This window comes from Alcaligenes sp. GCM10023179 (assembly GCF_042653705.1).
In the GTDB taxonomy this organism is placed as follows: domain Bacteria; phylum Pseudomonadota; class Gammaproteobacteria; order Burkholderiales; family Burkholderiaceae_B; genus Alcaligenes; species Alcaligenes phenolicus.
The window spans coordinates 193,081-206,637 of record NZ_JBHSIQ010000002.1 but is presented as its reverse complement, the minus strand read 5'-3'; the positions used below and the strand labels follow the sequence as shown (position 1 = coordinate 206,637).

The 13,557-nt window shown below is 56.3% G+C and carries 14 protein-coding genes and 1 tRNA gene; 7 read left to right on the top strand and 8 right to left on the bottom strand.

Going from position 1 to position 13,557, the window contains the following annotated elements; translation table 11 throughout:
• Positions 1–111 precede the first annotated feature (111 nt).
• The 3 genes from ACFPDR_RS10330 (at position 112) to ACFPDR_RS10320 (ending at position 1,614) form a co-directional block, all read left to right on the top strand.
• Positions 112–252 (top strand): hypothetical protein, encoded by a 141-nt coding sequence (locus tag ACFPDR_RS10330; RefSeq protein WP_022983530.1) that lies wholly within the window; start codon positions 112–114, stop codon positions 250–252.
• Positions 242–1,165, top strand: a complete 924-nt coding sequence (locus ACFPDR_RS10325) for a prohibitin family protein (RefSeq protein WP_080655542.1) — start codon at positions 242–244, stop codon at positions 1,163–1,165. The genes ACFPDR_RS10330 and ACFPDR_RS10325 overlap by 11 nt, the downstream gene beginning before the upstream one ends.
• Before the next feature lie 89 nt (positions 1,166–1,254).
• Positions 1,255–1,614, top strand: a complete 360-nt coding sequence (locus tag ACFPDR_RS10320; RefSeq protein ID WP_009457799.1) for a DUF4870 family protein — start codon at positions 1,255–1,257, stop codon at positions 1,612–1,614.
• A gap of 16 nt (positions 1,615–1,630) precedes the next feature.
• Here ACFPDR_RS10320 and ACFPDR_RS10315 read toward each other — a convergent pair whose 3' ends face one another.
• The 3 genes from ACFPDR_RS10315 to ACFPDR_RS10305 all read right to left on the bottom strand — a co-directional run bounded on the left by ACFPDR_RS10315 (position 1,631) and on the right by ACFPDR_RS10305 (position 4,374).
• Positions 1,631–2,614 (bottom strand): helix-turn-helix domain-containing protein, encoded by a 984-nt coding sequence (locus ACFPDR_RS10315; RefSeq protein WP_203145011.1) that lies wholly within the window; start codon positions 2,612–2,614, stop codon positions 1,631–1,633.
• Between the two features lie 211 nt (positions 2,615–2,825).
• Positions 2,826–3,896, bottom strand: coding sequence for a nitrilase (locus tag ACFPDR_RS10310; protein ID WP_060185692.1), 1,071 nt, complete (start codon positions 3,894–3,896; stop codon positions 2,826–2,828).
• Positions 3,897–4,116: 220 nt separating this feature from the next.
• Complete coding sequence (locus tag ACFPDR_RS10305; RefSeq protein WP_022983531.1) at positions 4,117–4,374, bottom strand: hypothetical protein; 258 nt, start codon at positions 4,372–4,374, stop codon at positions 4,117–4,119.
• 113 nt (positions 4,375–4,487) lie between these two features.
• Here ACFPDR_RS10305 and ACFPDR_RS10300 point away from each other — a divergent pair, with 113 nt between their 5' ends.
• Entirely contained in the window at positions 4,488–5,081 is a 594-nt protein-coding gene (locus ACFPDR_RS10300) for a phenylacetic acid degradation protein PaaY (RefSeq protein ID WP_035271432.1), read from the top strand.
• A 242-nt stretch (positions 5,082–5,323) separates the two neighbouring features.
• Here the strand turns inward: ACFPDR_RS10300 and ACFPDR_RS10295 are convergent, their stop codons facing one another.
• From ACFPDR_RS10295 to ACFPDR_RS10285, 3 genes are read right to left on the bottom strand one after another with little or no spacing between them, the layout of a single operon-like run.
• Positions 5,324–6,328: an extracellular solute-binding protein gene (locus ACFPDR_RS10295; RefSeq protein WP_083054036.1), complete on the bottom strand. Its 1,005-nt coding sequence runs from the start codon at positions 6,326–6,328 to the stop codon at positions 5,324–5,326.
• Positions 6,329–6,344: 16 nt separating this feature from the next.
• Positions 6,345–8,012, bottom strand: coding sequence for an ABC transporter permease (locus ACFPDR_RS10290; protein ID WP_080748018.1), 1,668 nt, complete (start codon positions 8,010–8,012; stop codon positions 6,345–6,347).
• A 5-nt stretch (positions 8,013–8,017) separates the two neighbouring features.
• A complete protein-coding gene (locus ACFPDR_RS10285) occupies positions 8,018–9,067 on the bottom strand; it encodes an ABC transporter ATP-binding protein (protein ID WP_035270877.1) in 1,050 nt (349 codons plus the stop codon).
• A gap of 656 nt (positions 9,068–9,723) precedes the next feature.
• On the opposite strand from ACFPDR_RS10285, the gene ACFPDR_RS10280 reads away from it, so the two are divergent.
• Genes ACFPDR_RS10280 through ACFPDR_RS10270 form a run of 3 tightly spaced genes read left to right on the top strand, consistent with a single transcriptional unit; the run spans position 9,724 to position 12,600 of the window.
• Positions 9,724–10,842: an NAD(P) transhydrogenase subunit alpha gene (locus ACFPDR_RS10280; protein WP_137431291.1), complete on the top strand. Its 1,119-nt coding sequence runs from the start codon at positions 9,724–9,726 to the stop codon at positions 10,840–10,842.
• A gap of 4 nt (positions 10,843–10,846) precedes the next feature.
• Complete coding sequence (locus ACFPDR_RS10275) at positions 10,847–11,167, top strand: NAD(P) transhydrogenase subunit alpha (protein WP_009457776.1); 321 nt, start codon at positions 10,847–10,849, stop codon at positions 11,165–11,167.
• Positions 11,164–12,600, top strand: coding sequence for an NAD(P)(+) transhydrogenase (Re/Si-specific) subunit beta (locus ACFPDR_RS10270; RefSeq protein ID WP_088450874.1), 1,437 nt, complete (start codon positions 11,164–11,166; stop codon positions 12,598–12,600). Before ACFPDR_RS10275 ends, ACFPDR_RS10270 begins: the two co-directional genes overlap by 4 nt.
• Positions 12,601–12,682: 82 nt before the next feature.
• On the opposite strand, the gene ACFPDR_RS10265 is transcribed toward ACFPDR_RS10270, so the two are convergent.
• Together ACFPDR_RS10265 and ACFPDR_RS10260 are read right to left on the bottom strand one after the other, a co-directional pair.
• Entirely contained in the window at positions 12,683–13,018 is a 336-nt protein-coding gene (locus tag ACFPDR_RS10265) for a hypothetical protein (protein ID WP_035270874.1), read from the bottom strand.
• Between the two features lie 342 nt (positions 13,019–13,360).
• Positions 13,361–13,437: transfer RNA gene (locus tag ACFPDR_RS10260), tRNA-Arg, on the bottom strand.
• Positions 13,438–13,557: the final 120 nt, after the last annotated feature.

Here is a 13,557-nt window from a genome sequence, read left to right as displayed (position 1 = left end):
ACCAGCAATACTGTCCATTTGTCATATTTTGACGCTTCTTTTCTGAGCGTGACAGAAGGAATCGGGGATAATTGCGCTCTGACTGAAATCTAGTGGGAAGACTGAAGCGTCATGCGTATCATCTTGATTTTGTTGGGGGCCGCTGTGCTGGCCTACCTGATTGCCAAAGGCATACGGCAACTGATGGTGGAACGTCGTCAATTAAAAGACCAGACGCGTCAGCCACATAAAGGAAGCCGTGATGAGCACTGATAAAAATCCATTTACGAAACTGGCTGCTAAAACAAAGCCAGAAGGTGGCACTGCCAACTACTCCAAGGGACTGGGTTTCCTGGGAGCGGCGGTTGTTATTTTCCTGATCCTGATCGTGGCCTCCATGGGCTCGTTCTTGCAGGTAGACCAGGGTGAACGTGGCGTGGTGCTGCGTAACGGTAAGCTGGTTCGCGTGGCCGAACCTGGCCTGGACTTCAAGGTTCCGTTCTTTGACACGGTACGTACCATTTCGGTACGTGATCACACGGTTCGCATGCAGCTTGAGGCGTACAGTTTTGACCAGCAGTCCGCCTCCATGGTGGCTTCGGTAACGTATCGCGTACCTGAAACTGATGTGGCTCAGCTGTACTCCGAGTACGGTTCACTCGATGCCCTGGAAGCTCGCTTGCTCGAGCGTAAGGCTTTGGATGTGATCAAGAACGTGTTCGGTAAGTACACTGCTGCTCAGTCGATTCAGAATCGCGAGAAGCTGGGTGCTGACATCAACGAAGCCATGCGCGTGACCCTGGAGTCCGCTCCTTTGCAAATGATGGGCGTGCAGGTTGAGGAAGTGTCGTTCTCCAAAGCCTACGAGCAATCGATTGAAAACCGCATGTTGGCTCAGGTTCAAATTGAAACCACCCGCCAGCAAAAAGAAACTGCTTCCATTCAGGCTGAAATCAAAGTGGTTCAGGCTGAAGCAGAAGCCCGCGCTCAGCGCGAACGCTACATGGCCGAAGCTGACGGTATTCGCCTGCGTGGTGACGCCGAAGCCAAGGCCATTTCTGCCAGGGCCCAGGCATTGGCCCAGAATACCAATCTGGTCAATTTGAATGCGGTGGAAAAATGGGACGGTAAGTTGCCAGAAAGTCTGGTTCCCGGTTCCGCCATGCCATTTATTGGACTGCGTTGATCTCCAGGCAGTCACTGACCTGAACAGGTTTTCTTCGGTAGCGTTACGGGATAGGTAACGCTACCGTTTATTTTTCCAAGGAGTTACGGATGAATGAGGAAAGGAACCCGGTCCCACAAGGCGACGGTACAAACCAGTTGGTCAGTCTGCGTAATCTGACTCTGATCAATTACGCGCTGTACATCTTGTCCATGTTTGGCGGCATCACCGCCCTGGTCGCCATCATCATCAACTACATCAAGCGCGATGAAGTGCGCGGCACCTATCTGGAGTCGCACTTTGATTGGCAAATCCGTACGTTCTGGTGGGGATTGCTTGGTGTGGCGCTGTCTTTCTTGTTGATGGCGATTCTGGTCGGTTTCGTGACCATCGTGATTGTCAGCGTGTGGATTCTGTACCGTCTGATCAAGGGTCTGCTGGCTCTGAATGACGGCAAGGCGATTGCCTGATCGCCGGACCGCCGGATCAGATAGGCATCGTGTTTGTTTGGACCTGGGCCCGCATACTTTCGCGGGCCTCTTTAGGCGGCACACCAAAGCGCTGCCGAAATGCCCGGCTGAAATGGGCAGAGCTGCTGAAGCCCCAGTGATACGCAATTTCAGTGATGGTCTTGTGGTGATGGGCTAGACGGCGCAAATCCTGTTCAGCGCCTTGCAGGCGCATGGACCAAATCCAGTTTGTCAGTGAATCGGCCTCGCCTTCCCAGGCGCGATGCACAGTGCTGGCTGTCAGGCCCAGGCGATTGGCAATCTTGCCTATATTCAGCTCGGGGTCGCGCAGATTCTCCAATACATAGGCTTTGATCCGGTCGCGCCGCACGGTTCCCGTATCGTCCTTTAAGGACGGGTTGCCCAGATTCTCGGCCAGCGCTGCCACCAGAATACCGACCAGGCTGTCGGCAAGTGATAGATCCACAATAGGTCCGCCGGTTGGCGGGCAGGCCATCAGTTCGCTCACCATATAGGCGAGCAGGCGTGCCGTGCCGGATTGGGCGCTGGTTATTTTGCAGGCTGTCATATCTTCGGCATTGCGCAAACGCTTGCGCAGGATGGAGCCGGGCAAAGACAGGACATACTGCTCAAAGTCCTGGTCAAACAGGAGTTGATAGGGGCGGGTGGAGTCGTACAGGGCCAGATCGCCGGGTTTCAGCTTAGCGATCTTTTCATCCTGAACTAGTTGTCCCGCTCCTGCCACTTGAATACTGAGCAGAAAAATATCCTCGGATGCTCTGGAAATTTGCAGTGGCGTGCGCAGCACGGTCTGGGTGGTCGAGGAGATACGAGATAGGCTGACCTCTGCCAGTTCACGTCGCGTAATGGCCCCGAAGAAAGGGGTAGCGGAACGGGAGGGGACGGCGCATTCCAGCTGCACATAAGCTTTGTTGACGGCCTCCATCCAATAGGGGGCGCGCCGGGTAGCGGGAACTGCCGTGGTGGACCATTGCTCCATTGATGATCTCTCCGTCGTGGGTCCAAAGGCTGACGGCAGGGACTGCGATCAACTGGACTGACTAAGTATCAGGCAAGATCTTTGGTTTGAGCCAGACCAGAAAGAGTGGCGGAGGGCGATAATTTCCGACCAGGACGACGCGGATGCAGGACCGGGGAGCAGAAGGAATCACGGCCCGGGCAAGCTGTCCGGGCCTTGTCATCTCTTGGGATCAGGACGGCTCTTGCACGAGCAGTGTGTCCGAGTCCTGGGGATGGCTGATAGCGACTGAGGTAGCCGTACTTTGCACACCTGGCTCGGAAGCCTCTGCCTTGGTCACGCTTTTGGAGTGCACCCGAGTCATGGGTTCTCGGTGCCCCAAGTCCAGCACCAGACGGGTGGCTTCAGGTTTGGAATAGTGGCCCACGGGGTCATTGATCGCCTTGGCGAAGGCAATCTCCTCCATATCCAGATCGGCAATGATCAAGCCCTCGGCATCGTGAGGCAGGTAGGGAGCCAGTGTACGTCCGTCCGGTGCAAAAATCATGGAACTGCCACCGCCTACTTTCAGCAAAGAGGCGTTGTGCTCACCCACTTCCAGCATGTCTAGCGTCTCTTGGGTGACCACACTGCTGGCGGCGATGGTAAAGCATTGGCCTTCCACCGAATAGATTTGCGAGGCGGCCATGTTCACCTTGGCGCTGAGGGCGTGGGCCTGTTCGCTGTATAGCGAAAACGACGGCCAGGCAGCAATGTGAATGGCTTCATGCTGGGAGTACAGCGCGTACTTGCTCAAGGGCGACAAATGCTCCCAGCAGCATAGAGCGCCGACGCGTCCCAGTTCTGTGTCGGACACAATCAGATCACGGGCATAACCCTCACCAAATACGGTGCGCTCTACATGCGTGGGTTTGAGTTTGCGACGTGACCACAGCATCTCGCCTTTGTCGTCGATCAGGCATTGGCCCAGATACAGGCTGCCACCGCTGCGTTCGCTATAGCCCAATGCGATGAAAATGCCCAAGGTTCGCGCAGCCTGGGCAATGCGCTGAAACTCTGCACTGTCCAGCGAGAGTGAGTTGGCATAGTAACGAGCACTGTATTTCAGTGACCAGGCCGGCGCACCTAGCCAGACGTGGAAGGGATAGCCTGGCAACCAGGTTTCACCAAATACGATCAGGTCGCAGCCTTCATCACGCGCTTGTCGAGCCAGTTCAATGGTTTTATCAACACCTGCTGCCAGGTCGTAGTTGGGAGAGGCGGCCTGTACGGCGGCTGCCCGGACGATTTTCCTTGTCTGCATACATCCTCCTTGTCGCGGTATCCGCGATCTTGATCGCCAGGCCGTGCTGCTTACAGAGCCCGGCCATCCTGTTTTGTGTCAGTTTAGGAGGGGAGGACAGTGCTGAATTGACTGACAGGCGCAGAAGGCTTGACTGGGAGTCGCAGACGTGGGGGCAGGAAGCCCCCAATCCTGACCCGGATGTCCGTGCAGTGAACGAGAAAAGTGCGGCCCGTCTGGCTTAAAGCGCGAAACTGTATTGCACCGTCAGCCCCAGGCCCACGACCCACAAAATCAGGGGGATAGGGCGCATCAGCAGGCCGGGAATGGCACGCAGGATAAAGCCGATCAGGCGGGTGAACAGCCAGAGCAGGGGCGGCGATTGATCTTTTTCCTTCATATAGATGATGCCTTGCGACAGCAAAAAGGACTGCGACAAGTAGGCGGCGTAAAACACCATGCCCAGGGAAAAGGCCAGCCAGTAATACAACATGCTCATAGGATGCAAAAAGAAAGAGTACGGCGCATTATATCGGTCTGCAGCAGCTATGATCGTATTTTTGGCCGGACCTTGGGCCGGCTGTGGGTGCAGGCTTTTTGTACGAGGCAGGTATGCAAAATATTTATTCTATTGATGGGCTGGTGCCAGTGGTTCACCCCACGGCCTATGTTCATCCTACCGCTGTACTGATTGGTGACGTCATTATTGGCGAGGGCGTGTATATCGGTCCTTTGGCCAGTTTGCGCGGGGACTTCGGGCGCATCATCATGAAGGCCGGCTCCAATATTCAGGACACCTGTGTTATTCATGGCACGCCTTATCAGGACACGGTGGTGCATGAGGATGGCCACGTCGGGCACGGTGCCGTGCTGCACGGCTGCGTCATTGGCCGCAACGTGCTGGTGGGTATGAATGCGGTCGTCATGGACGCGGCGGATATTGGTGCAGACAGCATTATTGGCGCCATGGCCTTTGTGAAGAAAGGGATGCAAGTGCCGCCCCGCAGTCTGGTGGCCGGTTCTCCCGCGACGGTGGTCAAAGAACTGGATCAGAAAGCCATTGATGGCAAGTTTTTCGGCACACGTATGTACCAGCGTCTGGCCCAGCGTTCACTGGCAACCATGCAGCGTGTGGAGCCTTTGACCGAAGTGGAAGCCGATCGCCCACGCCTGCGTGAAGATCAGATTTATCCAGTGGATAAATAAGGCAGCTCTGTCTTTCTCCAGGCTTGTTGCTTGCCAAGCGCAACGCAGTTTCGGAGCCGGTCTGAAAGTGCTGGGAATATGTCACCCAGCAGCCGTTTTTGCTCACGTATTTCAGGCAATAAAAAACCCCTTGAGAGCCGGATGAGAATCCAGCATCAAGGGGTTTGTCCATTCAGTGCGGACCAGCAGGCGGGTGGGGCAGGCCCACCACGCATTGCTGTTGCGCTCTGAATTTCTCCGGCTTATTTGCCAGCTGCAGCCAAAGCCTGTTTCCAGGCTTCGATGACCGTTTCGTACTCGGCAGCAGCCTTCAAAGGATCGATGTTGGCCACTTTGATCTGATCCAGGTTAGGCAACTTGGTCAGCTCGGCCACATTGATGTCGCTGCGAGTAGGACGGCGGAAGTTCTCCACCAGTTCGGCTTCCTGTACTTCTTTGGAGAGCAGAACGTCGACCAGTTTGCGGGCCGCTTCCTGGCCGTTCTTGGGGTTCTTGATCACGGCCACGCCTTCAGGAGCGATGAAGGTACCGTCTTCAGGGTAGATCAGCTCAATGCCTTTCTGACCACCGGCCACGTAGGCGTAGGCCGCGTATTCCATGGTCACGCCCAAGGGGTACTCGCCGTTAGCCACGCTTTTGTAGACCTGGCCCGAGCTCTTGGACACGATCACGTTGGCTGCCAGCTTTTGCAGGCCTTCTGCACCGTACAGTTGGTAGATGCCATAAACCTGGTCGTAGGCACTGCCCGATGATGCGGGGTCACCAATAATGACCTTGCCTTTCCACTGAGGATCGAACAGATCGGACCAGGTTTTGGGAGCGGCCTGGCCTTTCAGTTGACGTTCGTTGGCCATGATTACCATGACGTGGGCGTTGGAGCTGGTCCACAGGCTGTCCTTGCCATGAAAAGCTTCAGGAATGGCCTTGTTCTCGGGCGATTCGTAGGCTTCGAAGTTCTGCTGGAAAGCGGCCATGGTGCCGTAGCCAGTGCCCCAGACCACGTCACCCAGCGGGTTCTGTGCTTCGGCTTCGATACGCTTCATCAAGGCACCAGCGCCCGAGGTCACTTGTTGAATGGACAGGTCAGACGCGGTCTTGCGAGCAATTTCCAGCGCCGTATCAATGGTTTGCACATTGTTGGGCGTGTACATCACGGCATTGGCGGCCATGGCGGCACCGGACAGGGACAGGGCGCCGACACTGAGGGAGAGTGCCAGACCAGTTTTCAGAAAACGTGTAGTCAGCATAGTGAGCCTTTTTAGATTAGCGGCTGGAAAACAGATCCAGCTTGAGAAAACGGATAGCCAGATAAATCGGCACCAGAATCACGACCATCAAGATCACCCCATAGGCCGAAGCGCGGGCCAGGAAGCCGGCGTCGATCTGACGGAACATCTGGATGGGCATGGTCTCCATACCACCGTAATACAGCACGATAGTGGCGGAAATTTCAGCCAGCGAAGTGACCCACATCAGGATGGCCGCGCCCAGAATGGCGGGCTTCATCAAGGGCAGAACCACTTTGAAGAAACTCTGGAAGGGGCTGACACCCAGATTGATGGAGGCCTCTTCGATAGAGTCGGGAATGTTGTAGAGCGAGGCCGAGGCCGAGCGAATGGAGAAGGGTACTTTACGCACAAAGTACGCGCCGGCCATGATCACCCAGGTGCCAGTCAGTACCAGCATGCCGCTGTTGTAGGTCTGGATCAGGGCAATACCCAGCACGGTGCCGGAAATGGCCAAAGGCAGCATCACCATATAGTCCAGCGCGGTGACCACGAACAGGCGCTTTTTCACGATCAGGTAACTGCAGATCGTGGCAAAGCAGGTGCCTGCAATAGTGGCGACACTGGCCAGCATCAACGAGTTCAAGATGGGCTCGGGAGCGTAGCGCAGGGCACGCTCCATATTGTCCAGCGTGAAGGTGCCGTATTGCATGACCGGGCCGCTGGCTTTGGTGAAGGCACCAATCAGCACGATAAAGGCCGGAATCAGCGAGAAGGTCACAAACAGCACCGCACCAACGGTCAGCAAGATGCCGGCCAGCCCTTGAGCACGAACCGGACGTGGGGCGCGGCCTTGCTGCATCTGGAAGGTCTTGCGCTCCAGTACCCGCTTCTGGATGAACAACACCGCACCGACCAGAATGACGGACACCACGGCCAGCACACCTTGCATGGTGGGGTTACCGCTCATCTCGGACAGAAAGGTGGTGTAGGTCAGCGAGGACAGCACATCGACCTGACCGCCCAGAATCATGGGGATGGAGAAGTTGTCCACGGCCAGTGTGAACACAATCATGGCGTTGACCAGCAAGGCAGGCATCAGCACCGGAAAGGTGACGCTAAGCGCGCGCTTGAAATTGCTGGCACCCAGGTTCACGGCCGCTTCTTCCAGCGTGCCGTCAATGGCCTTGAGCGCAGCCAGCATGCCGATATACACATAGGTGTAATCGTTCAGGATCAGCACATAGGACATGCCAAACCAGCCGTAGAAACTGGGCAGGTCAATACCAATGCTTTCCAGGGCCAGACGCACCACTCCGTTATTGCCCAGCAGCATCAGCCAGGCCTGCGAGACGATGATGTCCGGCAGCACAATGGTGGTCAGGGGCAGGATGGCCACAATGGCCTTGCCGGGGAAGTCGTAGCGAGCCACCACATAGGCCAGCGGCGCACCCAGCAGCAGCGTCCCTATCGTGGAGATCAGCCCCAGCTTGATGGTGTTGAAGAAGGCCTCAACATAGCGAGGGTCGCTAAAGAAGGTTTCAAAGCCGTGCAGGCTGGGCATGCCTGTTGCCGGGTCGATCACGCTTTGATAGAACAGGGAGGCGAGTGGCCAGACAACCCAGAACACCAGCACCACCAGACAGACCAGGGCGGGCAGGAACCAGGGAGAACGAAGGGCCAGGGGTCTTGCAGCAATAGCCATGGGTCTTACGCCTCGACCAGACGACATTCAGGGCTAAAGCTCAGGTTCACCGAAGCACCTGCAGACAGATGCGGGTCCTGGGCAGCGGCAACGTCGGCAATAATTTGCTTACCATCGCTCAGTTTCAGGCTGTAGGCCGTTTTGGTTCCCAGATATTGGCGAGCCACAATCTGGGCCGGAATGCTGCTAGCCTGGGCTTCGGTATGCAAAGTGATGTTTTCAGGGCGCACTGCCAGCAGTACCTGGCCGGCAGGCGGCGGGTTGTTCACCATGATGTGTCCACCGGCAATGCTGACGGTGGTGTGATCAGCTTCCACATGCACGCCCAGGGTGTCGATCAGGTTGGCCGCACCAATAAAGTCGGCAGCATAGGCAGTGCGTGGTGTGGAGTACATGGCTTCGGGGGTATCGAGCTGGTCGATACGGCCCTGACGCAGCAAGGCAATACGGTCCGACATGGACAGGGCTTCTTCCTGATCATGCGTCACGAAAATAGCCGTGATATTGGATTCCTGCTGCAATTCGCGGATGACCTGGCGCATTTGAATACGCAGCTTGGCATCCAGGTTGGACAAAGGTTCATCCATCAGCAGAACACGGGGTTCGATCACCAGGGCGCGGGCCAGGGCTACACGCTGGCGTTGACCTCCGGACAGCTCAGCCGGGTAACGCTCGCCCATGCCCCCCAGTTCCACACGCTCCAGAATGTAGGCGACTTTTTTCTTGATCTCGCTGCTGCTGACTTTGCGTACCCGCAAGCCGTAAGCCACATTGTCAAACACAGTTTTATCGGGGAACAATGCATAGTCCTGGAACACCATGCCGGTCTCGCGCTTGTGCGCGGGCAGGTAGGTAATGTCTTCCTTGTCCAGAAACAGGCGGCCTTCATCGGGGATGATGAAACCGGCAATCATGCGCAGCAAGGTTGTTTTGCCGCAGCCGCTGGGCCCTAATAAAGTGAAGAACTCGCCATGCCGGATTTGCAGGCTCAGTTCATTGATGATGGTATTGTTGCCGTAGCGTTTCACTACGTGATCGATGTGGATGTCTGCCATGGGGATAGATCAGCCTGGGACTGAGTAGTGCAGGTAAACCGCGTATCAAGGGGGCGGTTGCCTAGGCTTTAAAAAGAAGTGGTTCAGCGGCCAGTAGCGACGCAAACATCACCGGGGCGTGAACACGAACATTAATTACGAGTTAGTGACAAGTTTTATAGGAAGTTGCTATCTTAGCAGCAGGCCAATGCTTGTAGTTTTAATTATCAGGCGTCTAAGTCCGTAGCAAAGGCTGATCTACTCAGTGTTACCCAGTGGGCAAGCAAAAAAAATCCCGTCGGACAGGCATCATATTGCGATAATCAGGTGGTAGTAATGTGTCTTGCTTTTTCGTCTAAAGCGGTCTAGTGCGGGTCGGGGTTTCTTGTGTCAAATAAAGGCCCTTATAGTGAGTTCAAAAAGAATGACAGTTTCCTGCAAGGGGCAGGAGTGGGAGAGGGACACTAAAGGGTAGGTTTCTATCCTGTTCAGGCCGGTCTGCACCAGGCCTGTTTTTTGCACATCCGAATTTATAGATGGTGTTCCGGTGTTGAGGGCAAACACACACCGGGCCGGAGAGGTTGTTGGGTCGTGTCCACGTGGTGACAGACTCACCCATCCGGGTACTGCACGTCGTCAGAGATCGTAGAAGTTAGTTAATTAACTGGAGATTGAAGATGCGACTGGGTGTACTAAGCCCCCGGGGGACCGGGGAAAAGAGGGTAGCGGCCACGCCCGATACCATCAAGGCTTACCGCAAGGCGGGCCATGATGTGATTATCGAGGCGGGTGCCGGACAGGGGATTGCCAGCTCGGATGCCGATTACGAGGCAGCAGGGGCAACGATAGGAGATCCCTATCAAGCCACCGTGCTGCTGGTAGTGGGCCCGGCTGATGTGGATTCGGCGCGTTTGCGTGCCGAGCATGTGGTCGTCGGTATGCTGGACCCTTACGAGAGTCAGGGTCTGGACAAGCTGGCTTCTTCGGGCTGCCAGGCGTTCGCCCTGGAGCTGATCCCGCGTACCACGCGGGCGCAAAGCATGGACGTTCTGTCCTCGCAGGCCAATATCGCGGGTTATGCCGCTGTGCTGAAAGCAGCCACCTTATATCCCCGATTCTTTCCCATGATGATGACCGCGGCGGGTACCGTCAAAGCGGCCCGTGTCGTGGTGCTGGGCGCGGGTGTGGCCGGTTTGCAGGCGATTGCCACGGCACGTCGTCTGGGGGCGGTGGTAGAAGCCTCTGATGTGCGTCCTGCCGCGCGTGAGCAGATCGAGTCCCTGGGCGGCAAGTTTATTGATGTGCCCTACGAGACCGATGAAGAGCGCGAAGCGGCACAAGGGGTAGGCGGTTATGCCCGTCCCATGCCCGCTTCCTGGTTGCAACGGCAGGCGGCGGTGGTGGCGGCGCGTTGCGCCCAGGCCGACGTCATCATTACTACGGCCTTGATTCCGGGGCGGCCCGCCCCGCGTCTGATTGCCGAGGAAGTGGTGCAGTCCATGCGGGCAGGTTCGGTCATTGTTGACCTGGCTGCGGCCCGTGGCGGCAACTGCGCCTTGACCGAAGCCGACCAGATTGTGGAGAAATATGGCGTGACCCTGGTGGGCGAGACCAACTTCCCGGCCCGTGTGGCTGCGGATGCGTCTGCCTTGTATGCACGCAATATTCAACAGTTCCTGGGCTTGATGCTCAAGGATCAGTCTGACGAGCTGCATATCCCTGCGGACGACGACATTGTGAATGCCAGCCGTGTTGTACAGGGTGGCAAACGACTCTTTCCACAGCAGGGAGCCTGACGCCATGGATATTATTTCTCCCCTGGTCATTAACCTGATCATCTTTGTGCTGGCCATTTACGTGGGTTACCACGTGGTCTGGACCGTAACGCCCGCCTTGCATACGCCCTTGATGGCGGTGACCAACGCGATTTCGGCCATCATTATTGTGGGCGGGATGCTGGCAGCGGCCCTGACCGAAAGCCCTTGGGCGCAGGCGATGGGCATTATTGCCACCGCGCTGGCTTCGGTAAACGTGTTTGGTGGTTTCCTGGTAACCCGCCGCATGTTGGAAATGTTCAAAAAGAAGGGCGCTAAAAATACGCCCAAGGAAGGGCAGTCATGATTTCCATGAATACCGTTACCTTGTGCTATTTGCTGGCCTCGGTGTGTTTCATTCAGGCCCTGAAAGGCTTGTCGCATCCAGCCAGTTCGCGTCGTGGCAATCTGTTCGGCATGGTGGGGATGGCCTTGGCCATTGCGACCACAGCCGTGCTGATTTATAGCCTCGCTCCTGAAGGCAAAGAGCTCTCTGGCCTGCTGCGGGTTCTGATTGGTCTGGTGATTGGTGGCGTGCTGGGCACCGTCATGGCACGCCGTGTCGAGATGACCAAGATGCCGGAACTGGTGGCCTTCATGCACAGCATGATTGGTCTGGCTGCGGTAGCCATTGCGATTGCCGTGGTGCTGGAGCCGGTGGCCTTCGGGATTGGTTCGGCCGAGGTGGCTCTGCCCATGGGTAACCGTGTGGAGCTGGCTTTGGGCGCGCTGGTCGGTGCCATTACCTTCTCCGGTTCGGTCATTGCGTTTGGCAAGCTGTCGGGCAAGTACAAGTTCCGACTGTTCCAGGGCGCACCCGTTACCTTCAAAGGTCAGCACATGCTGAACCTGCTGCTGGGGCTGTTGGCCCTGGCTTGCGGCGTGGTTTTTGTGATGACGCAAGCATGGTGGGCCTTTGGCGTGCTGCTGGCCTTGTCCTTCCTGCTGGGCGTGATGCTGATCATCCCGATTGGCGGGGCAGACATGCCCGTGGTGGTGTCCATGCTGAACAGCTATTCGGGTTGGGCGGCAGCAGGGATTGGTTTTTCCCTGAACAACTCCATGCTGATCATTGCCGGTTCGCTGGTGGGTTCCTCCGGTGCGATTCTGTCTTACATCATGTGCAAGGCCATGAACCGCGCCTTCTTCAACGTGATTCTGGGCGGTTTTGGTGCCAATCCGGAAGCGGCTGCGGGTGGTGCAGATCAGGGCAATCGTTCGGTGAAATCCGGCAGTGCTGAAGATGCCGCGTTCATGATGAGCAATGCCGAGTCCGTGGTGATTGTGCCTGGTTATGGTTTGGCCGTGGCCCGTGCTCAACACGCCTTGAAAGAGCTGTCGGACAAGCTGACCAGCCAGGGTGTGAATGTGCGCTACGCCATTCACCCGGTCGCCGGTCGTATGCCTGGCCATATGAACGTCTTGCTGGCCGAGGCCGAAATGCCTTACGAGCAGGTCTTTGAAATGGACGACATCAATAGCGAGTTTGCTCAGACCGATGTGGTGCTGGTGTTGGGGGCCAACGACGTGGTCAACCCGGCCGCCAAGAACGATCCGGCTTCGCCGATTGCGGGCATGCCGATTCTGGAAGCCTACAAAGCCCGAACCGTGATCGTGAACAAGCGCTCCATGGCTGCTGGTTATGCTGGTCTGGATAACGAGCTGTTCTATATGGACAAGACCATGATGGTGTTTGGCGATGCCAAAAAGACCATCGAAGATATGGTCAAAGCGCTGTAAGACGAGTCCGTCTTCGCGCTGGCAGTAAAAAGCGCTCTGGTTCCTTGCGGGCCAGAGCGCTTTCTTGTTGAGTAGAGCGAATTTAGAACTTGGGGCCGGAGCGCAATTGCTCGCACATCTGCTTGCGCTGCTCGGCAGTGGCTTTTTGCAGATCCTGACGGCCACGGTCCAGGCCTTGCTCAAAGGCTTTATCAAAGTCCTCGTCGTTCAGGCCCATGCTTTGAATGGAAGACTTCTGCTGTTTTTTCATCTCATCAAGCTGGGTCTGGCTGTAGTCACCGCAAACTTCGGCGGCAGCGTGCATGGCTCCGCCCATTTGCGCCAGTTGAATGGCAGGGCCGCTATCCTGGGCGTAGCTATTGGCGCTGGCCAGAAGGAGGGCCGCTAAAGGCAAAAGAAGTTTTGTGCGCTCAAACATGGTCAATCCTGTCGATTAAGAAGAGGTCCGCGCAGACGCTGTGGTCTAGCAAGAGCAGGCAGGCTCTGTCTGGGCGGAAGTCGCTACTTTACACCGCTTGTCCCGTGGCGGTTGAGGGCGCAGGGGCAGGAAAGTGCAACAGACATTGTGCCCGGTCTGCAGTCGTGGAGTTTTGATCTGTTTGCAGGTAAGCGGCGGTATGCAGGGTAAAAGCAGCAGGCAAAGAAAAAGCCCTGATGACATCGTCATCAGGGCTGATCTTTTCAGAGTCTCATCCATTGGGTTTGACCCCACGAGTTCTAACTCTGGTCGCTGATTTCCGTGAAGAAATCAACTTGAATATGGCGCGGCTGGCAAGATTCGAACTCACGACCCCTTGGTTCGTAGCCAAGTACTCTATCCAACTGAGCTACAGCCGCTAAAGAAGTGAAACTATAGCAGACTATTTATCTGCATGGCAAGCCTAAAAAGCATTTTTCTAGAAATAAATGCAAAATAGTTTGGAAAAGCACTAAAAATCAGGCTTGGAGAGGGGCCGG